The sequence below is a fragment of the Lysobacter gummosus genome (assembly GCF_001442805.1).
GTDB lineage: Bacteria > Pseudomonadota > Gammaproteobacteria > Xanthomonadales > Xanthomonadaceae > Lysobacter > Lysobacter gummosus.
In genome coordinates this window covers 1,409,351-1,428,226 of sequence record NZ_CP011131.1, presented here as the reverse complement: position 1 = coordinate 1,428,226, position 18,876 = coordinate 1,409,351, and the positions used below count along the sequence as shown (strand labels likewise).

The following is an 18,876-nucleotide window of genomic DNA, read 5'->3' as shown; positions in this document are numbered from 1 at the left end:
GGCTCGTAGCCTGCAGTCTCCCAAGCCAGACGCCGACCGCCGTGCCCGCCGCCGCCACCACGATCGCCCCCGCTGTGCTCGCCACTCCGCTGCCCGCGGACCGGCTCGATTCGCTCGCCCGTCTCACCGACGGCCTGGACAGCAACAGTCTGTGGTGGCTGTCCGGCTACGCCGCCGGCCTGGCCCGTTCCGGCGCCGGCACGCTCGCCACCGCGGTCGCGGCGGCCCTGCCGGAAGCCAGGAGCAGCGAGCGCCTGACCATCGTCTATGGCAGCCAGACCGGCAACGCCAAGCGATTGGCCGAGCAGCTCGCCAGCCAGGCCGAGGCCGCCGGACTGGGCGTGCGCCTGCTCCGCGCCGACGCCTACCCGACCCGCGAACTCAAGAACGAGCGCCTGCTCTACATCGTCATCAGCACCCAGGGCGACGGCGATCCGCCGGACGACGCGCGCGGTCTGGTCGAATTCCTTGCCGGCAAGCGCGCGCCCGAGCTCAAGAACCTGAGCTACGCCGTGCTGGGCCTGGGCGATTCCAGCTACCCGCAGTTCTGCGCGATCGGCAGCAAGCTCGACACGCGCCTGGCCGAACTGGGCGCCACGCGTCTGTTCGCGCGCGGCGAAGCCGACCTGGATTTCGAAACCGTCTCCACGCCGTGGCTGCAGCAGGCGCTGACCCAGGCGAAGGAAACCCTGAAGCCGGCGGCCGCGCATCTGGCCACGGTGACGCCGCTGCGGCCGCTGCCGGCGGCGCCGGCGTTCCATCGCGACGCGCCGTTCGCGGCCGAGCTGATCGCCAACCGCCGCCTGATCGCGCGCGGCACCAGCGCGCGCGGCGCGTACAGCGCCGACAAGGACATCCGTCATATCGAACTGTCGCTGGAAGGCTCCGGCCTGCACTATCAGCCCGGCGACGCGCTTGGCCTGTGGCCGCGCAACCCGCCCGAGCTGGTGCAGGCGGTGCTGGAGACGCTGGAACTCGACGGCGACGCCTCGGTCAGCCACGGCGGCCACAATCTGCCGCTGCGGCAGTGGCTGGGCGAAAAGCGCGAACTCACCAAGCTGGCGCGGCCGTTCATCGCCAGCCACGCCGCGCACGCGCGCAGCGACGAACTCAACCGCCTGCTCGCGCCGGACAACGCCGCGCAATTGGCCGATCTGCTGTCGCGCACGCAGGTGATCGACCTGCTGCAGCGCTACGACGGCCAGTGGTCGGCGGAAGAACTGGTCGCCGCGCTGCGTCCGCTGACGCCGCGGCTGTATTCGATCGCTTCCAGCCAGAAGGCCGTCGGCGAAGAAGCGCATCTGACCGTCGCCCATCTGCAATACGAAAGCGAACACGGCCCGCGCTGGGGTGCGGCCTCGCATCTGCTGGCCGCAGCGGAGGAAGGCGAGCGCCTGCCGGTGTTCATCGAACACAACGAGCGCTTCCGCCTGCCCGCCGACGGCAATCGCGACATCGTCATGATCGGCCCGGGCACCGGCGTGGCGCCGTTCCGCGGCTTCGTCCAGGACCGCGCCGCCGACGGCGCCGGCGGCCGCAACTGGTTGCTGTTCGGCAATCCGCATTTCCGCACCGATTTCCTCTACCAGACCGAATGGCAGGCGGCGCTGAAGTCGGGCCAGCTGCATCGGCTCGATCTGGCCTTCTCGCGCGATCAGGCGCAAAAGGTCTACGTGCAGCATCGCCTGCGCGAACACGGCCGCGACCTGTACGACTGGCTGCAGGGCGGCGCGCACCTGTACGTGTGCGGCGACGCCACCCGAATGGCCCGCGACGTGCACGCCGCGTTGCTGTCGGTCATCGCCGAACACGGCGGCAAGAGCGCGGAAGCCGCCGAAGAGTATCTGAACGAGTTGCAGCAACAGGGCCGTTACGCCCGGGACGTTTATTGATGTACGCGCAGCGCCTGTATTTCCTCGAACGCCATTTCATCGAATCGGGCCGCGCGTCGCAGGTCGCCGCGCCGCCGTTGATGTCTACTGACCGCCACGCAGTGCAAGTTGCCCCGGCAGTCCGGATGGAACGCGGACGAGTTTCCGCCGCCGTGGTCGAGCGCGTCGCCAAGAGCGCGCCGTCGCGAGCGGGCCGCGTTCTGTTCGGGCTGCATCCGCTGCGCTCGCGCGCCGGAGCGCCGGCATGAGCGCGCATTCGGTCGAGGACATCAAACAGTCCAGCGCGCGTCTGCGCGGCACCTTGCTGGAAAGTCTGGCCAACCCGGTCACCGGCGCGCTGAACGACGACGACCAGACCCTGATCAAGTACCACGGCAGCTATCAGCAGGACGATCGCGACGTGCGCGAGGAGCGCCGTCAGGCGCTGCTGGAGCCGGCCTACAGCTTCATGATCCGCACCCGCACGCCCGGCGGCGTGGTGTCGCCCGAGCAATGGCTCAAGCTCGACGGCATCGCCACCCGCTACGCCGAGCGCGGCCTGCGCGTCACCACCCGCCAGGCCTTCCAGTTCCACGGCGTGATCAAGACCGAGCTCAAGCCGACCATGCAGGCGATCAACGCCACGCTGATCGACACTCTGGCCGCCTGCGGCGACGTCAACCGCAATGTCGCGGTCGCCGCCAATCCGCAGCTGTCGGCCTCGCACGCGGCGGTGTTCGCCCAGGCCGCGGCGCTGTCGGAGCATCTGCTGCCAAACACCCGCGCCTACTACGAAATCTGGCTGGACGAAGAACGCATCGCCGGCAGCGGCAGCGAGGACGAGCCGATCTACGGCAAGGCCTACCTGCCGCGCAAGTTCAAGATCGGCTTCGCGATTCCGCCGTACAACGATGTCGATGTGTTCGCGCAGGACCTGGGCTACATCGCGATCATCGAAGACGGAGAACTGCTCGGCTACAACGTCACCGTCGGCGGCGGCATGGGCGCGACTCACGGCGACGCCGAAACCTATCCGCGCGTGGCCGACGTGATCGGCTTCGTCGCGCCGGGTCAGGTGATCGCGGTCGGCGAAGCGGTGGTGACAGCGCAGCGCGATTTCGGCAATCGCGAAGTGCGCAAGCGCGCGCGTCTGAAGTACACCATCGACGATCGCGGGCTGGACTGGTTCAAATCGGAAGTCGAACGCCGCGCCGGATTCTCTCTCCAGCCGGCGCGGCCGTTCGCCTTCCGCCACAACGGCGACCGCTTCGGCTGGGTCGAAGGCGACGACGGCCGCGCGCATCTGACCTTGCGCATTCCGGCCGGGCGCATCGTCGACGGCGCGCTCGACGGTCTGGGCGCGGCGGTCACTCATCTGAGCGGCCTGCGCGAAATCGCGCAACTGCTCAGCGGCCACGACGGCGCCGAATTCCGCATGACGCCGAACCAGAATCTGGTGATCGCCGGGGTGCCCGCGGACTTGCGCGCGCAAGTCGATGCGCTGGTCGCCCGGCATGGCCTGGACGGCTATATCCAGGCCAGCCCGGTGCGCCGCAATGCCCTGGCCTGCGTGGCGCTGCCGACCTGCGGCCTGGCGATGGCCGAGGCCGAACGTTATCTGCCCGATTTCGTCGGCGAAGTCGAAAAGCTGCTGGCGCGCCATGCGATTCCCGATGCCGCGATCAACCTGCGCATCAGCGGCTGCCCGAATGGTTGTTCGCGCCCGTACCTGGGCGAGATCGCCCTGGTCGGCAAGGCGCCCGGCCGCTACAACCTGATGCTGGGCGCCGATCATCGCGGCCAGCGCTTGAACACGTTGTACCGCGAGAACATCGCCGAACCCGAAATCCTGGCCGCGCTCGATCCCTTGTTCGCCGGTTATGCAAGCGAGCGCATCGGCGACGAAGGTTTCGGCGATTACCTGGTCCGCAGCGAAGTCGTATCCGTCCCCTATCCCACTCCCACCGGCATTCCGGTCGTTCTGGTTACCGAGGCCCACGCATGAGCGCACCCACCGACCCTGTCACCGCCGCCGAATCCCCGCGCGCGCTGGCCGAACTCAACGCCTGGCTGGGCACCCAGTCGGCGCAGCAGCGCATCGCCTGGGCGCTGGAAAACACCGCGGGCGAACACGCGCTGTCGTCGAGTTTCGGCGCGCAGTCGGCGGTGTCGCTGCACATGGTGACCGCGCAGGCGCCGAAGATTCCCGTGATCGTGGTCGATACCGGTTATCTGTTTCCGGAGACCTATCGCTTCATCGACCAGCTCGGCGAGCGCCTCGATCTCAATCTGAAGGTGTATCGCCCGCAGATGGGCGTGGCCTGGATGGAAGCGCGATTCGGTCGCTTGTGGGAACAGGGCGTGGAAGGCATCGAGCGCTACAACCGCCTGCGCAAGGTCGAGCCGATGCAACGCGCCTTGAGCGAACTGGGCGTGCGCACCTGGATCGCCGGCCTGCGCCGCAGCCAGTCGGGTAGCCGCGCCAACATCGATTTCGTGCAGTTGAAGGACGGCCGCTGGAAGCTGCATCCGCTGGCGGACTGGACCGATCGCGATATCTGGCAGTATTTGCAGACTCATGATCTGCCTTACCACCCGTTGTGGCACGACGGCTATGTGTCGATCGGCGACACCCACACTACGCGGCGGCTGGAGCCGGGCATGCGCGAGGAGGACACGCGCTTCTTCGGGCTAAAGCGCGAATGCGGGCTGCATTTCGATAGTGAGCCGGTGGCGGAAGATAAGGCCGCTTGATCGTTGCGGGGCGCTGCTGGACTTAAGAGCAAATCCCCCTCAATCCCCCTTTTTCAAAGGGGGAAGTTCGGTAGGCGGGATCGTGGTCGCGGGTAGCCACCGAAGCGCGTTGCGCACGAAGCGATAATTCCCAAGCCCCTTCACCCCACCCCGAAGAGTTCCCCCCTTTGAAAAAGGGGGGCCAGGGGGATTTGCCTTTGCTTTCACCGCACCGCCGACCTCAAGAACTAATCGGCTGAGTCAATTCAACCCAAGTAGGCGCCTTAGGCCACTGCGGTTCCAGATTGCCTTCCAGCACCCGCCGCAGATCGCGCCGGTCGATCTGCGGCGCCAGGCCGTGCAGCAACTCCAGCGCGTAATCGCGCAACACCCGCGCACGCGGGATCACCGCCCAGGTGATGCACTCGGGAAATGCGTCCGGCGCGACCAGCGCCTTGAGGTCCTCATCGCGCGAGGTCACCGCCATCTCCGCCAGCACGCCCACGCCGAGACCGGCGCGCACGTAAGTCTTGATCAAGTCCGCATCGCGCGCGGTCATCGCCAGCTGCGGCTCGTGGCCGCCGGCGCTGAAGGCGCGGCGCAACGAGGATTCCGGACGCGTCGAAGATTCGTAACTGATCAAAGGATGCGCCGCCAGTTCGGCCAGCGTCGGCGCGCGATCGAGCTTGGCCAGCGCATGCGCGCGCGGCACCAGCACCACCCGGCGCCAACGGAACAGCGGCACCGCCAGCCCGCCTTCGGGCGGCGCGCCGGCGGTGCTGATCACCGCCAGATCGGCGTTGCCGTGCGACAGATGCGACAGCACCTCGCCGTCGGCCGCCGCTTGCAGATGCACGCTGACTTGCGGGAAGTCGCGCTTGACCTGGGCGATGATCGGCGGCAGCACGTAGCGCGCCTGCGTGTGCGTGGTGGACAGCACCAGGCGCCCGGCGTGCTGGCCGCGCTCATTGGCGGCATAGGCGCGGATATTGCCGGCTTCTTCGAGAATGCGGCGCGCGTGTTCGAGCACGCGCTCGCCGGCCGGCGCGATCGCTTCCAGGCTGCGGCCCTTGCGCACGAACAACAAGAAGCCCAATTCGTCCTCCAGTTGCTTGAGCTGCTTGGACAAACCGGGCTGGGTGGCGTGAACGCGTTCGGCGGCGAGGGTGATGTTGAGGCCGGAATCGGCGATGGCGACCAGATAGCGCAGCTGGGTCAGGGTCATGGCGAAGCGATCCAGAATAAGAGTCGGGGCGGAACGGAACCGGGCACGGCGAGTCGGGGCGAGCGACAACAGCCTGCGGCCGCGGGTTTGCGGTCGTTACGGCGGTCAAATCGCATCCCGGACATTCGCTGGCACTCCGCGTCCACTTATTTATCGCTCTATTCGGATAAAGGGATTTATAGGCTAGCCGGCGTATGGCGGCCTTGTCCAGTATCCGCCCCGCAACGCAGCGACTCATTACGTGACGGCATGTGCAAAGGCAGCCCCGTCATTTCCGGTCCCCGGCCGCGGGCCGTAGGGTCGCCTCATCGTCCCCGGATTGCCCTCTCGCCGCCATGACCAGCCCCCTGTTTCCGCTGTTTGCCGACCTGCGCGGACGCACCGTGCTCGTGGTCGGCGGCGGAGCGGTGGCGCTGCGCAAGGCCGCGGCATTGCTCGAAGCCGGCGCCCGGGTGCGCGTGGGCGCACCGCAGCTGCTGCCGGCGCTGGCCGAATGGGCGGCGCAGGGACGGATCGAACACTTATCCGGACACTTCCAGCCCGAATGGCTGGACCAGGCCTGGCTGGCGATCGCCGCCACCGACGATGGCGCGGTCAACCGCGCCGTCGCCGAGGCCGGCGAAGCGCGCCGGGTCTGGGTCAACGTCGTGGACGATCTGGAGGCCTCCAGCTTTCACGTCCCGGCCCGGGTAGAACGCGGCCCGGTGCAGATCGCCATCTCCAGCGGCGGCGGCGCGCCGATGCTGGCGCGGCATCTGCGCGAAACCCTGGAAACCCAGTTCGACGAATCGCTCGGCGAACTCGCGCGCCTGCTCAGCCGCGAACGCGCGCGCATCCGCCGCCACTATCCGGACATGGCGGTGCGGCGGCGTTTCTTCGATCGCGTGCTGTCCGGGCCGATTCCCTCGCTGCTGCGCGAAGGCCGCCTGGACGAAGCGCAGCGCGCGTTCGGCGTAGCCTTGATCGACGACAAGCCCGATGCGCCGCCGGCAGGTTCGGTCGCGCTGGTCGGCGCCGGTCCGGGCGACGCGGGCTTGATGACCTTGCGTGGTCTGCGCGTATTGAACGAAGCCGATGTGATTCTGCATGACCGCTTGGTCAGCGCCGACGTGCTGCGCCTGGCGCGCCGCGACGCGGAGCTGATCGAAGTCGGCAAGCAGGCCGGCAATCATCACACCACGCAGGATCGCATCCACGAGTTGATGCTCGAACACGCCCGCGCCGGCAAGCGCGTGGTGCGGCTCAAGGGCGGCGATCCGTTCGTGTTCGGCCGCGGCGGCGAAGAACTGGAAGTGCTGGCCGATGCCGGCATCGCCTTCGAAGTCGTGCCGGGCATCACCGCCGCCGTGGCCTGCGCCGCTTACGCAGGTGTCCCACTGACGCATCGCGAGCATGCTCAATCGCTGCGCTTGGTCACCGCGCATCTGAAGGACTCGACCGACACCCTCGATTGGCAGGCGCTGGCGCAGGAAAAGCAGACGCTGGCGGTCTACATGGGCGTGTCCGGGCTGGATCTGCTGCGCGACAAACTGATTCAACACGGCCGCGCGGCATCCACGCCGTTCGCGCTGATCGAAAACGGTTCGCGCCGCGAGCAGCGCGTGGTCACCGGCACGCTGGCCGATCTGGCCGAACGCGCGCGTGGGCACCAGGTGCAGTCGCCGGCCTTGCTGATCGTCGGCGAAGTCGCCGCGCTGGCGCAGCGCCTGCACTGGTTCGGCGATGCGCCGCTGACCGATTTCGCCGATGCGCCGATCTCCAGCGACACCGCGTTCGCCGCGGCCGCCTGACCCTCACACCCACGCCACGGGAGAACTTCCATGCCTTTGTACGACAGCATCCTCGACACCATCGGCAACACGCCGATCGTCAAACTGCATCGCCTCGCGCCCAAGCATGTGTCGCTGTACGCGAAGGTCGAATCCTTCAATCCCGGCGGCTCGGTCAAGGACCGCCTGGCGCTGGCGATCGTGCTCGACGCCGAACGCAGCGGCGCGCTCAAGCCCGGCCAGACCATCGTGGAAGCGACTTCGGGCAATACCGGCATCGCGCTGGCGCTGGTCGCGGCCGCGCGCGGTTATCCCTTCGTCGCGGTGATGACGGAAACCTTCTCGATCGAACGGCGCAAGCTGATGCGCGCCTACGGCGCGAAAGTGATCCTGACCCCGGCCGCCGAACGCGGCACCGGCATGGTCCGCAAAGCCGCGGAACTGGCGGAAAAACATGGCTGGTTCCTGGCCCAGCAGTTCGAGAATCCGGCCAACCCGGCTTATCACCGCAGCACCACCGGCCCGGAAATCCTGCGCGATTTCGCCGGCAAGCGCCTGGACTTCTTCGTCACCGGCTGGGGCACGGGCGGCACGCTCACCGGCGCCGGGCAAGTGCTCAAGCTGGCGCGTCCGGATCTGAAGATCATCACCTCCGAGCCGGCCGGCGCGTCCTTGCTCAGCGGCGCGGCCTGGCAGCCGCACAAGATTCAGGGCTGGACGCCGGACTTCGTGCCCGGCGTGCTCGATCGCGGCGTCGCGGACGAAATCCGTCCGGTCGATGACGTGACCGCCCGCGACACCGCCCGCCGGCTCGCCGCCGAGGAAGGTCTGTTCGTCGGTATCTCCGCCGGCGCGACCGTGGCCGCGGCGCTGCAGGTCGCGCAAACCGCGCCGGAAGGCTCGGTGCTGCTGGCGATGCTGCCCGACACCGGCGAGCGCTATCTGTCCACGTTCTTGTTCGAAGGCGTGTCGGAAGGTTCCGACGACGAATGGCTGGCCTCGCTGGATCAGAAGGAGTCCGTCGCGGCCTGATGAGCAACAGGCGGAGCGGAGCCGCGCGCGCCGGGTTTCGGAGCGCACGTGCCGCCGCATCGAAGCAGGCGTAGCGCGCCGGCTCCGCTCCGCGCTTTACCGAGTTTTGCAGTACTACCCGGGCACCCGTAGGGCGGGGTCCGCGGCGCAGGGAATCCTAAAGCGGCGGTGGCGACTGCTTTCGGGGGATCTGCGGCGTGGGCTTCGCCCTACTCTTCTCGATGGTGGTCGCGCGCTGCGCCGGTGGTTCGCGCCCTCACCCCAACCCTCTCCCGCAAGCGGGAGAGGGAGCGATTCGCGTCCTTCTCCCGCTTGCAGGAGAAGGGTGGATGAGGGCACAGGCGTCGGCGACATTCACCCACGCCCTCCACCCGTTTACCCTGTGCACCTGCGGCCCGTCCGGCCGCCGGAGCCCGCATGACCCAGCCACACCCCACCGACCGCGACGCCGACCGCCTGAACTGGGCCCGCGCCGCGACCGGCGACGACCGCCTCGAACTCGCCCGAGCCTCCTTCGACGCGGGTTTCCGCAGCTATTGGCGCGGCCAGACCGGCGCCGGCAGCGTCATCGTCATGGACTCCCCGCCCGAGCTGGAAGACGCGCGCCCGTGGCTGCGCATCCGCGAGATGCTGCTCGCCGGCGGCGTGCGCGTGCCGCAGGTGCGCGCGCAGGATCTGGAACGCGGCTTCCTGCTGCTGGAAGACCTCGGCCAGCAGACCTTCCTGCAAGCCTTCGAAGCCGGCCACGCCGACGCCGATGCGCTGTTCGACGCGGCCTTCGGCGAACTGCTGAAAATTCAGGCGCTGCCCTGCCCCGAGGATCTGGCGCCCTACGACGAAGCCTTCCTGAGCCGCGAGCTGCGTCTGTTCGACGAATGGTTCCTGGGCCGGCACCTGGGCCTGACCCTGGATGGCGGCGATCTGGAACGGCTCGATCTGGCCTATCGCCGCATCCTCGACAACGTCCTCGCCCAGCCGCAGGTCTTCGTGCATCGCGACTACATGCCGCGCAATCTGATGCCGGTGGACGGCGGCGTGGCGGTGATCGATTTCCAGGGCGCGCTGAAAGGCCCGATCGCCTACGACCCGATCAGCCTGTTCCGCGATGCCTTCATCAGCTGGCCGGAAGAGCGCGTGGACGTCTGGCTCGCGCGCTACCACGCGCGCGCCATCTCCGCCGGCATTCCCCTGCCCGAGTTCGCGCGCTTCCGCCGCGACGCGGATTTCGCCGGCCTGCAGCGCCACATCAAGATCCTCGGCCTGTTCGCGCGGCTCAACCATCGCGACGGCAAGCCCAAGTACCTGGCCGATGCGCCGCGCTTCCTGCGCTATCTCGACATCGTCCTGCCGCGCTATCCCGAATTGGCGCCGCTGGCCGAGATCGTCGAACGCTACGTGCGTCCCGCGCTGGCGCCCGCGACCGGCGTGCCGGCATGAAAGCGCTGATCTTCGCCGCCGGCCTGGGCGAGCGCATGCGGCCGTTGTCGCTGCACACGCCCAAGCCCTTGCTCGCGGTCGGCGGCAAGCGCCTGATCGAATGGCATCTGGAAAAGCTCGCCGGGATCGGCGTGCGCGAAGTCGTGATCAACACCTCCTGGCTGGCCGAGCAGTTTCCGGCCACCCTCGGCGACGGCGCGCGCTGGGGCCTGCGCCTGCGTTTTTCCTACGAGGGCGACACGCCGCTGGAAACCGGCGGCGGCATGCTGCACGCGCTGGAGCTGCTGCACGAAGGCGTCGATCCGCACGCACCGTTCATCGTCGCCAACGGCGATATCTGGACCGACTACGATTTCGCCGCGTTGCCGCGCGAGTTCGACGGCGATGCCCATCTGCTGCTGGTGGACAATCCGGTGCAACGGCCGCTGGGCGATTTTCAGCTGGAAAACGGCCGTATCGACAACGAAGGCGAATCGCGCCTGACCTACTCCGGCATCGGCTTGTATCGCGCTTCGCTGTTCGACGATTGGCGCGCGGTCTTGAACGCCGCACTGGGCGACACCGCAGACGCGCATCGCACGCCGCCGCGTTTCAGTACCGTGCCGCTGTTGCGCGCCAGCGCCGCGCGCGGCCGCATCGGCGGCGAACATCATCGCGGCCGCTGGACCGACGTCGGCACGCCGGAGCGTCTGCAGCAGCTCGACGCGGCGCTGACCGCGGAACAACACGCCTGACCCTCAGCGCCGAACACCCGCCCCGCGCCTCGGGCCGGAGCCGCGGACACCACAACGACGAGCGCGGCGCGATATCGCCAGCCGCGCCGCCCCACACGACATCGGACACCCCATGACCGCCGTAAGCCTCACCAAGACCAGCAAATTCCTCAGCCTCGTGCTGCGCCACGAACCGGAAGCGATCGGCCTGACCCTCGACGCCAACGGCTGGGCCGACATCGAGGAACTCATCGACCTGGCCAACGCCAGCGGCAAGCCGGTCACCCGCGCATTGATCGACGAAGTAGTGCGCGACAACGACAAGCAGCGTTTCGCGATCAGCGAAGACGGCTTGCGCATCCGCGCCAATCAGGGCCATTCGATCGAGGTCGATCTGGCCCTGACCGCGCTGGAACCGCCGGCCACGCTCTACCACGGCACCGCGACCCGCTTCGCCAAGTCGATCCGCAACCTGGGCCTGGTCAAGCAAAGCCGCCAGCACGTGCATCTGTCGTCCGATCAAGCCACCGCGATCAAGGTCGGCAGCCGCCACGGCAAGCCGCTGGTGCTGAAGATCCGTTCCGGCGAGATGCATGCGCGCGGGCTGGCGTTCTTCCGCTCGGAAAACGGCGTATGGCTGACCGACGCGGTCGCGGCGGAATTCATCGACTGGCCGGAGCAAGGTTGAGCCGATGCAACTGAGCGCGATCCAGGGCGACATCACCACATTGGCGGTCGATGCGATCGTCAACGCGGCCAATTCGTCCTTGCTCGGCGGCGGCGGCGTGGACGGCGCGATCCATCGCGCCGCCGGCCCGGACCTGGTCGCCGAATGCCGGCTGCTCGGCGGCTGCAAGACCGGCGAGGCCAAGCTCACCGGCGCTTATCGGTTGCCGGCGAAGTACATCATTCACACCGTCGGCCCGGTGTGGCGCGGCGGCGGCGAAGGCGAGCCGGCGCTGCTGGCCTCTTGCTACCGGCGTTCGCTCGAACTCGCGGCGAGCCGCGGCGTCGCCAGCATTGTGTTTCCGTGTATCAGCACGGGCATTTTCGGTTACCCGTTGCGGGCTGCGGCGCAGATCGCGATCGATACTGCGCGGGCGCATGCCGATGATCCGGGATCGATCGAGCGGATCGTCTTCTGCTGTTTTTCTGCCGCCGACTTGGCGGTTTATCGCGAGCTGTTGGGTTAGAAACCCGCGATTCTTCGCCTTGTTCGCATCGACATAATCGCTGCGACGAGGGTACGCCGCGCTTCTTCGCGACAACGTGTTCTTGCCGTTGCCGTTGCCGTTGCCGTTGCCGTTGCCGTTGCCGTTGCCGTTGCCGTTGCCGAGATTTTGCTTTGCCTCGGTTCCGCTTTGCTGTGCTTCGGCTTTGCTGTGCTCCGGCTCCGGCTCCGGCTCCGTCTTTTCTGTTGCTGTTGCTGTTGCCCGGCGCAGCTTGTAACTCGCGAGACCAGGGACACCCGGAGGGCGGCGCACATGGACGTGCGCCGGGTCCCGCCGTGGGCAGGATGCCCACTGCGGGACCTGCCTGCGCAAGCTACGCACTCGTGGCTTTTGACTCGAAACAGTCCAAAGCCCCTTCTTTGGTTACTTTTGACCGAAGGAAATCCCGTGGGACTTTGTGGCTTTGGACAAAGAAAGTGACCCGCCGCTCTATGGCGGAAGCTTTAGGCGTTTGATCTTACTCTCGCTCTCGCTCTCGCTCTCGCTCTCGCTTGAGGCTTCTGCTTTTTGCTCGTCATTCCCGCGAAGGCGGGAATCCAGCGACTTCAAGCGTTCTCGCACGAAAGGCACTGGATTCCCGCTTTCGCGGGAATGACGACAGGAGGGAGTGCGCTGGCATGGTTGTTTCGATCAGGGGCTTTCAGGTTCCTTAGAAGCCTAAAGAAAGATCAAACTCTCCAAGCAAGGTCAACCGCTACAAGCAAGATCAAACGCTTCAAGCAAGATCAAATGCTTCAAGCAAGATCAAACGCTAAACGCTTCCGTCATGGAGCGGCGGGTCACTTTCTTTGTCCAAGCGACAAAGTCCCACGGGATTTCCTTCGGTCAAAAGTAACCAAAGAAAAGGCTTTTGGCTGTTTCGAATCAAGAGCCACGAGTGCGATGCTTTCGTGGGCAGGTCCCACATTGGGCATCCTGCCCAAGGTGGGACCCGGCGCACGTCCATGTGCGCCGCCCTCCGGGTGTCCCTGGTCTCGCGAGTTACAAGCCGCGCCCAGCAACGGCAAAAGCAAAGCCGAGGCGAAGCAAAATCTCGGCAACGGCAACGGCAAAGCTGAAGCGGAAGCGGAAGCGGAAGCGGAAGCAAAATCTTGGCAGTGACCGCAGCAAAAAAATTTCGGCTCTCGCCGGAGTAACGAATACATCGGTCACGTTCACGCAACGCAATCACAACGGCTCGGCTCGGCTCGGCTCGGCTCGGCAACAACACAAGCACACAAACGCCGCGATCAACGACGATCGCCTATCGATCTCTAGATCCCCGACACCGCCCTACTCCGCCCCGAGCGTCTGCCTCAAGAACGGCACCGTAATCCGCCGCTGCGCAGCCAGCGAAGCGCGGTCGAGCTTATCGAGCAACGCGGTCAACCCGCCCAGATCGCGATCGACCCGCTTGAGCAACCAATCCAGCGCCGCTTCATCCAACGCCAGCCCACGCCGCTGCGCACGCTGCCGCAGCACCTCGCCGCGGCCCGCGTCGTCCAGCGGCGACAGCACGATGCGCGTGCATTGCGACAAGCGCGAACGCAGGTCCGGCAGGCTCAACGGCAACTCATCGGGATTTTCGCGCGCCGCGTAGATCAGGGCGATGCCGGCCTGACGCGCGCGGTTGTGCGTGTCGAACAAGGCGACTTCGTCGTCGCGATCGCCGGCGATCGCCTCGATGCCGTCCAGCGCCAGCAGATCGTTGCCTTCCAGCGCGAACAAGGCATCGCGCAGACGGCCGCTGGCGGCGCTCAGAGGCAGATAGGCGGCGCGGCGGCCGGCGGCTTCCGCGGCCGCGCAGGCGCCGAGCAAAAGATGCGTCTTGCCCACGCCGGCCGGGCCGGCGAGGTAGACCCAGTCGGCGCCGGTCGGGTCCAGATAACCGGCCGTCTCGTGGGTCTGCGTGGCCAGCGCGCGCAACTGCGCGATCGCGCCGTCGGGTGCATCGACATACGTGTCCAAACGCTGGTCCGGCGGATAGCGCAGGGCCAGCGGCAACTGCGGAACGCTCACTGAGTTTCGCGCTCCGCGCCGGCTGCGCCGTTGCCGTTGCCGTTATCGCCGGCCGGCGTGGCCGCGTCCGCCTTCGGCGCGGTCGCCGGATCGAGCAGGTCGGCCGGATGATCGCCCGCATACAGACGGCTGTGGGTGTAGCGCTCCTGCGCATAGCGCAACAGCACGTTGGCCACCGCCGCGATCGGCAACGCCAGCAGCATGCCGAGGAAACCGAACAAGGTGCCGCCGGCGAGCACGGCGAAGATCACCGCGACCGGATGCAGGCCGATGCGATCGCCGACCAGCTTCGGGGTGAGCCAATAGCTTTCGATGACCTGGCCGACGCCGAACACCGCCAGCACGCCGGCCACGTATTTCCAGTCGCCGTACTGCACCAATGCCGCGATCACGCCCAGGACGATGCCGCTGGCCGGGCCCAGGTACGGCACGAAGGTCAGCAGGCCGGCGATGATGCCGATCAGGATGCCCAGGTCCAGGCCGACGCCCCACAGGCCGATGCCGTACATCACGCCCAGGGTGACCATCACCAGGAACTGGCCGCGCAGGAACGCGCCGAGCACGTCGCTGGAGGCCTTGGCCAGACGGCTGGCGGTGGCCAGATGATCGCGCGGGATCAGCGAGGCGACCCGCTCGACCAGCACGTCCCAGTCGCGCAGGAAGAAGAACGTCAGCACCGGCAGCAGGGCGATGTTGGCGATCATCGCCATCACCGCGAAGCCCGAACGCGACAGATAGCCCAGCAGCGTGGTGGCGACGCCGCCGGCGCGCTCCCAGTTGCTGCGCACCAGTTCGATCAGGTGATTCAGATCGAGCCAGTCGCTGATCTCAAGGCGGGTGCGCTGCTCCAGCCACGGAATCGCGATGCCGGTGAACCAGTCGCGATAGCGCGGCAGCGACACGATCAGGGTGCTGATCTGGCGCTCGATCAACGGCACCAGCAGCACCAGGATCAGCAGCACCAGCAAGGCCATCGAGGTGAACACCAGGATCACCGAGGTGTTGCGCGAGCGGCCGGTGCGTTCGAGCCGATCGACCAGCGGGTCGCCGAGCCAGCCCAGCATCGCGGCGACCACGAACGGGGTCAGCACCGGCGCCAGGACCCACAGCAGCCAGCACGCGCCCACGCCGAGCGCCGTCCATTGCAGACGGCGCAGGAACTGGGCGATGTCTTCCAGAGGAGTGCGTTCCATGCGTCAGTGCAACTGATACACGGGGGGCTGGCCTTCCAGGCCATCGAGCGCCACCAGGGTGCTGCCGGCATCGACCATGCGCTTGAGGCCGGGCAGGCCCGACAGCAGCTCCAGGTCGAACTCCAGGCTTTCCGGGGTGGTGCGCACCGGGGTGATCTTGCGGATCACCGCCAGGCCCTGCAGGTAGCCGGCCAGGCGGATGTAGTCGTCGGCGCTGCGCACCCCGGTGAACACGACGCGGTAGGTGCCCGGCGGACCGGCCACGCTGCGCTTGGCGTAGCGCTTCATCAGCGCATCGGCGGCACCGTCGGCGCCGCCGGACATGACCTTGCGCGCGTCCGCATCGGTGCTGGTCCAGCTGTTGAGTACCTTGCCGCCGTCCACGAAGCTCCATTCGCCCTTCCAGCCGCCGGCCTTGACCCGGTACAGCTTGCCGATCAGCTGCATCGGCGGGCTGTAGCGCGCCGAGGCGCGGGCCACCGCGGCGGCGTCGCCGCGCCAGATGGCGCCGACGCTGGCCTGTTCGGCCGCGCTGCCGGTCGGCAGGCCGAGCTTGTAGCCGCGTTCGATCGCGCGATTGAGCGCCGCGCGCGCGGCGTTGGCCTGCGCCAGACCGACCAGGCGCGGGCCGCTGCCGTCGTCGATCGCCATCCACAGCACCGGCTTGGGCCGCGGCTGCGGCCAGATCGGCAGGCCCAGGGTCGAGGCGAGGTTATCGACCTTCTCCTGGTCGAAATTGACGATCAAGGTGGTCTGGAAGGTCGGCGCGCCTGTGGATTGCGACACGCCCTCGTCCTGGCGGTAGTCGTAGCCCAGGGCGTAGTCCTTGGCCCGGCGCAGCTCCTGGCCGACGCCCGGGCGGCTGGCCGCGGTGCGGTCGCCGGACATCTTGCTGAGCACCTGGGCCAGCGCACGCGCCATCGCGCCGTTGCGCTCGTTCTCGCTCTGGCCGCCGACCGGCACCTCGGCCGAGTACGCGCCTTCGGCCTGGGCGCGGTCGCCTTCCACGCGCTGCGCGCTCGCGGCGAAGCTCGCCAGCAGCAGCATCGCCGCCATCCAGCCCCGAATTGCCTTACCCATCGACAAGCCCATCGCTATCCCTATCCGTATGAGGAGCGGGCATCCGGCCCGCATGGCGAGCCGCTGACCCGGCTCGAAGGCCGTTCGCGGCCGTCAGGCCGGTGCGGGCGTTCAAGGTCGGAAATGTTGCCGTAGTGGAGCCGGATCGTCCATTCGGGACCTGAACGGCTTTGGGGCGAGAAACGAGTTCAGAGGAGTGAGGAGTGAGTAAAAGCGCCGCGGCGCCTGCCTTTACTCACTCCTCACTCCTCTGAACTCACTTCTAGCCACCCCCCGCCTGCTAAAATCCCGCGTTTCCTTCCGCGACCGCCGGGGCCGCCGTGACCGCATCTCCTTCCGACACCTCCCCCAAGCCGCTGACTTACCGCGACGCGGGCGTCGATATCGACGCCGGCAACGAGGTCGTCGAACGCATCAAGCCGCTGGTCAAGCGCAGCTTCCGTCCCGAAGTCATGGGCGGGCTGGGCGGCTTCGGCGCGCTGTTCGATCTGTCGGGCAAGTACCGCGAACCGGTGCTGGTCTCCGGCACCGACGGCGTCGGCACCAAGCTCAAGCTCGCGCAGGAACTCAACCGCCACGAGACCATCGGCATCGATCTGGTCGGCATGTGCGTCAACGACGTGCTGGTGCAGGGCGCCGAGCCCTTGTTCTTCCTGGACTACTTCGCCACCGGCAAGCTCGACGTGGACACCACGGTCGCCGTGGTCGGCGGCATCGCGCGCGGCTGCGAACTCGCCGGCTGCGCGCTGATCGGCGGGGAAACCGCGGAAATGCCCGACATGTATCCGCCGGGCGAATACGATCTGGCCGGCTTCACCGTCGGCGCGGTGGAGAAGTCGCAGATCCTCGACGGCTCGCGCGTGGCCAAGGGCGACGTGCTGATCGGCATCGCCTCCAGCGGCCCGCACTCCAACGGCTATTCGCTGATCCGCCGCATCTTCGACCGCGCCGGCCGTCCGGGCGACGTCGCCGTCGGCGGCGTGCGCCTGATCGACGCGCTGATGGAGCCGACCGCGCTGTACGTCAAGCCGATCCTGGAACTGCTGCGCGCCAACGGCGGCCAGCACTCCATCCACGCCATGGCCCACATCACCGGCGGCGGCCTGACCGAAAACATCATCCGCGTGATTCCCGACGGCCTCGGCCTGGATATCCGCACCGCCACCTGGAACCTGCCGCCGGTGTTCGACTGGCTGCAGCGCGAAGGCGCGGTGCAGCGCGAGGAAATGTGGCGCACCTTCAACTGCGGCATCGGCTTCGTGCTGGTGGTGCCCGACGATGCGGTCGCCGCGACCGAAGCCGATCTCAAGCGCCTGGGCCTGAGCCACTGGCGCATCGGCGAAGTGGTCGGCCACAGCGAAGGCGAGCGCGTCCACATCGGATGAGCCACGCATCGCAGGGACGCATGAGCGCGATCAAGAAGATCGCATTGGGTCTGGTGCTGGCGGTGTTCGCCGTCACCTGGATCTCGCCGAAGAGCCCGTTCGAACAAGGCATGCACAGCGTGCTGACCGTCGTCGGGCTGTTCTGGCTGTGGCGCCACGATCGCCGATGGGGTATCCGCAACGGCCACTTCGTCGCGATCTGCGTGTTCATGACCGCGCATTGCATCGCCGCGCGCTGGCTGTACTCGTACGTGCCTTACGACCAGTGGATCCAGTGGCTCACCGGCGGCTGGTCGCTGAACCAGGCCTTCGGCTTCGAGCGCAATCACTTCGACCGTTTCATCCACTTCCTGTACGGCGTGTGCTTCGCGCCGGCCGTGCGCGAGTACTTCCGCCAACGCTGGCCGGCGCTGTCGCCGCGGCAGGCGTTCGTGCTCGCGGTCGTGGCGATCATGTGCACCAGCCTGATCTACGAATGGATCGAATGGGCGATCGCGCTGACCATGTCGCCGGCGGACGCGGAGTCCTACAACGGCCAGCAGGGCGATGTCTGGGACGCGCACACCGATATGTTTCTTGCGACACTGGGCGCGCTGGCGGCCTGGCCGCGAGCGCGCGAGCCCGCGCCGCGGGCCGGCCGCGCCTCTTGATCGCCGGCCGCGGCCGGCATCGCGCCGATCGACATCGTTCTGAAGGAGAGCCTGTGTCATGAACACGCCCGATCCTTCCACCTCTGACTCCGGCAGCCTGGACGTGCGGCCGCCGGTCGAAGCGCCCGTCGTCGTCCCGCCGGCCCATCAGCTCGATATCCTCGGCATCCTCTACTACGTGCTCGCCGCGTTGACTGGCTTGTTCTCGCTGATTCCGATCGCCCATGTGGTAATGGGCCTGGCGATGATCGGCGGCCGCTTCGAGCAGGGCTCCAACCCGCCGCCGCCGATGGTCGGCTGGATATTCCTGATCATGGGCGCGACGTTCATCCTCGGCGGACTGACCTGCGCGGCCCTGTTCGCCATGACCGGACAGCGGCTGCGCCAGCGCCGCGGCTACACCTTTTGCCTGGTAGTCAGCGCGATCAGCTGCACCTTGATGCCGTTCGGCACGATCCTCGGCATATTCGCCCTGATCGAGCTGACCAAGCCGCACGTCAAAGCCTTGTTCGCTCCCGCGCGTTGAACACCCCGCAGCCTGCGCGATCAGGGACCACC

The 18,876-nt window shown here is 67.5% G+C and carries 18 protein-coding genes; 13 read left to right on the top strand and 5 right to left on the bottom strand.

Going from position 1 to position 18,876, the window contains the following annotated elements; all coding sequences use genetic code 11:
- Positions 1 to 41: 41 nt before the first annotated feature.
- The 4 genes from LG3211_RS05815 to LG3211_RS05800 are packed head-to-tail and all read left to right on the top strand — an operon-like array spanning position 42 to position 4,625.
- The gene (locus LG3211_RS05815; RefSeq protein ID WP_237049838.1) at positions 42 to 1,892 is read left to right on the top strand and encodes an assimilatory sulfite reductase (NADPH) flavoprotein subunit; all 1,851 of its coding nucleotides are present in this window, start codon (positions 42 to 44) and stop codon (positions 1,890 to 1,892) included.
- Complete coding sequence (locus LG3211_RS05810) at positions 1,892 to 2,140, top strand: hypothetical protein (protein ID WP_057941993.1); 249 nt, start codon at positions 1,892 to 1,894, stop codon at positions 2,138 to 2,140. The genes LG3211_RS05815 and LG3211_RS05810 overlap by 1 nt, the downstream gene beginning before the upstream one ends.
- Positions 2,137 to 3,876, top strand: a complete 1,740-nt coding sequence (cysI, locus tag LG3211_RS05805) for an assimilatory sulfite reductase (NADPH) hemoprotein subunit (protein ID WP_057941992.1) — start codon at positions 2,137 to 2,139, stop codon at positions 3,874 to 3,876. The genes LG3211_RS05810 and cysI overlap by 4 nt, the downstream gene beginning before the upstream one ends.
- Positions 3,873 to 4,625, top strand: coding sequence for a phosphoadenylyl-sulfate reductase (locus LG3211_RS05800; protein WP_057941991.1), 753 nt, complete (start codon positions 3,873 to 3,875; stop codon positions 4,623 to 4,625). The genes cysI and LG3211_RS05800 overlap by 4 nt, the downstream gene beginning before the upstream one ends.
- Before the next feature lie 220 nt (positions 4,626 to 4,845).
- Here LG3211_RS05800 and LG3211_RS05795 read toward each other — a convergent pair whose 3' ends face one another.
- Positions 4,846 to 5,829, bottom strand: a complete 984-nt coding sequence (locus LG3211_RS05795) for a LysR family transcriptional regulator (protein ID WP_057941990.1) — start codon at positions 5,827 to 5,829, stop codon at positions 4,846 to 4,848.
- Positions 5,830 to 6,164: 335 nt separating this feature from the next.
- Here LG3211_RS05795 and cysG point away from each other — a divergent pair, with 335 nt between their 5' ends.
- From cysG to LG3211_RS05765, 6 genes are all read left to right on the top strand, one after another.
- On the top strand, positions 6,165 to 7,619 hold the full coding sequence (gene cysG, locus LG3211_RS05790) for a siroheme synthase CysG (RefSeq protein ID WP_057941989.1): 1,455 nt from the start codon (positions 6,165 to 6,167) through the stop codon (positions 7,617 to 7,619).
- A 30-nt stretch (positions 7,620 to 7,649) separates the two neighbouring features.
- Positions 7,650 to 8,630 carry a cysteine synthase A gene (gene cysK, locus LG3211_RS05785; RefSeq protein ID WP_057941988.1) on the top strand — a complete coding sequence of 327 codons (981 nt, stop codon included), beginning with the start codon at positions 7,650 to 7,652 and terminating at the stop codon, positions 8,628 to 8,630.
- A gap of 417 nt (positions 8,631 to 9,047) precedes the next feature.
- Positions 9,048 to 10,067, top strand: coding sequence for an aminoglycoside phosphotransferase family protein (locus LG3211_RS05780; RefSeq protein ID WP_057941987.1), 1,020 nt, complete (start codon positions 9,048 to 9,050; stop codon positions 10,065 to 10,067).
- Positions 10,064 to 10,801, top strand: coding sequence for an N-acetylmuramate alpha-1-phosphate uridylyltransferase MurU (gene murU, locus LG3211_RS05775; RefSeq protein WP_057941986.1), 738 nt, complete (start codon positions 10,064 to 10,066; stop codon positions 10,799 to 10,801). The genes LG3211_RS05780 and murU overlap by 4 nt, the downstream gene beginning before the upstream one ends.
- Positions 10,802 to 10,913: 112 nt before the next feature.
- A complete protein-coding gene (locus LG3211_RS05770) occupies positions 10,914 to 11,468 on the top strand; it encodes an RNA 2'-phosphotransferase (RefSeq protein ID WP_057941985.1) in 555 nt (184 codons plus the stop codon).
- A 4-nt stretch (positions 11,469 to 11,472) separates the two neighbouring features.
- Positions 11,473 to 11,973, top strand: a complete 501-nt coding sequence (locus tag LG3211_RS05765; RefSeq protein WP_057941984.1) for an O-acetyl-ADP-ribose deacetylase — start codon at positions 11,473 to 11,475, stop codon at positions 11,971 to 11,973.
- Between the two features lie 1,020 nt (positions 11,974 to 12,993).
- Here the strand turns inward: LG3211_RS05765 and LG3211_RS26280 are convergent.
- The 4 genes from LG3211_RS26280 to LG3211_RS05750 form a co-directional block, all read right to left on the bottom strand.
- On the bottom strand, positions 12,994 to 13,170 hold the full coding sequence (locus LG3211_RS26280; RefSeq protein WP_187313139.1) for a hypothetical protein: 177 nt from the start codon (positions 13,168 to 13,170) through the stop codon (positions 12,994 to 12,996).
- A 114-nt stretch (positions 13,171 to 13,284) separates the two neighbouring features.
- Positions 13,285 to 14,010: a DnaA regulatory inactivator Hda gene (gene hda, locus LG3211_RS05760; protein WP_057941983.1), complete on the bottom strand. Its 726-nt coding sequence runs from the start codon at positions 14,008 to 14,010 to the stop codon at positions 13,285 to 13,287.
- Positions 14,007 to 15,203 carry an AI-2E family transporter gene (locus LG3211_RS05755; RefSeq protein ID WP_057941982.1) on the bottom strand — a complete coding sequence of 399 codons (1,197 nt, stop codon included), beginning with the start codon at positions 15,201 to 15,203 and terminating at the stop codon, positions 14,007 to 14,009. The genes hda and LG3211_RS05755 overlap by 4 nt, the downstream gene beginning before the upstream one ends.
- Positions 15,204 to 15,206: 3 nt before the next feature.
- Positions 15,207 to 16,283 (bottom strand): DUF2066 domain-containing protein, encoded by a 1,077-nt coding sequence (locus LG3211_RS05750; protein ID WP_148648770.1) that lies wholly within the window; start codon positions 16,281 to 16,283, stop codon positions 15,207 to 15,209.
- Positions 16,284 to 16,603: 320 nt separating this feature from the next.
- Between LG3211_RS05750 and purM the strand changes: the two genes are divergently transcribed.
- The 3 genes from purM to LG3211_RS05735 are packed head-to-tail and all read left to right on the top strand — an operon-like array spanning position 16,604 to position 18,844.
- A complete protein-coding gene (gene purM / locus LG3211_RS05745; RefSeq protein ID WP_057941980.1) occupies positions 16,604 to 17,668 on the top strand; it encodes a phosphoribosylformylglycinamidine cyclo-ligase in 1,065 nt (354 codons plus the stop codon).
- Between the two features lie 20 nt (positions 17,669 to 17,688).
- Complete coding sequence (locus LG3211_RS05740; RefSeq protein ID WP_057941979.1) at positions 17,689 to 18,318, top strand: DUF2238 domain-containing protein; 630 nt, start codon at positions 17,689 to 17,691, stop codon at positions 18,316 to 18,318.
- Positions 18,319 to 18,376: 58 nt separating this feature from the next.
- On the top strand, positions 18,377 to 18,844 hold the full coding sequence (locus tag LG3211_RS05735; RefSeq protein WP_237049837.1) for a hypothetical protein: 468 nt from the start codon (positions 18,377 to 18,379) through the stop codon (positions 18,842 to 18,844).
- Positions 18,845 to 18,876: the final 32 nt, after the last annotated feature.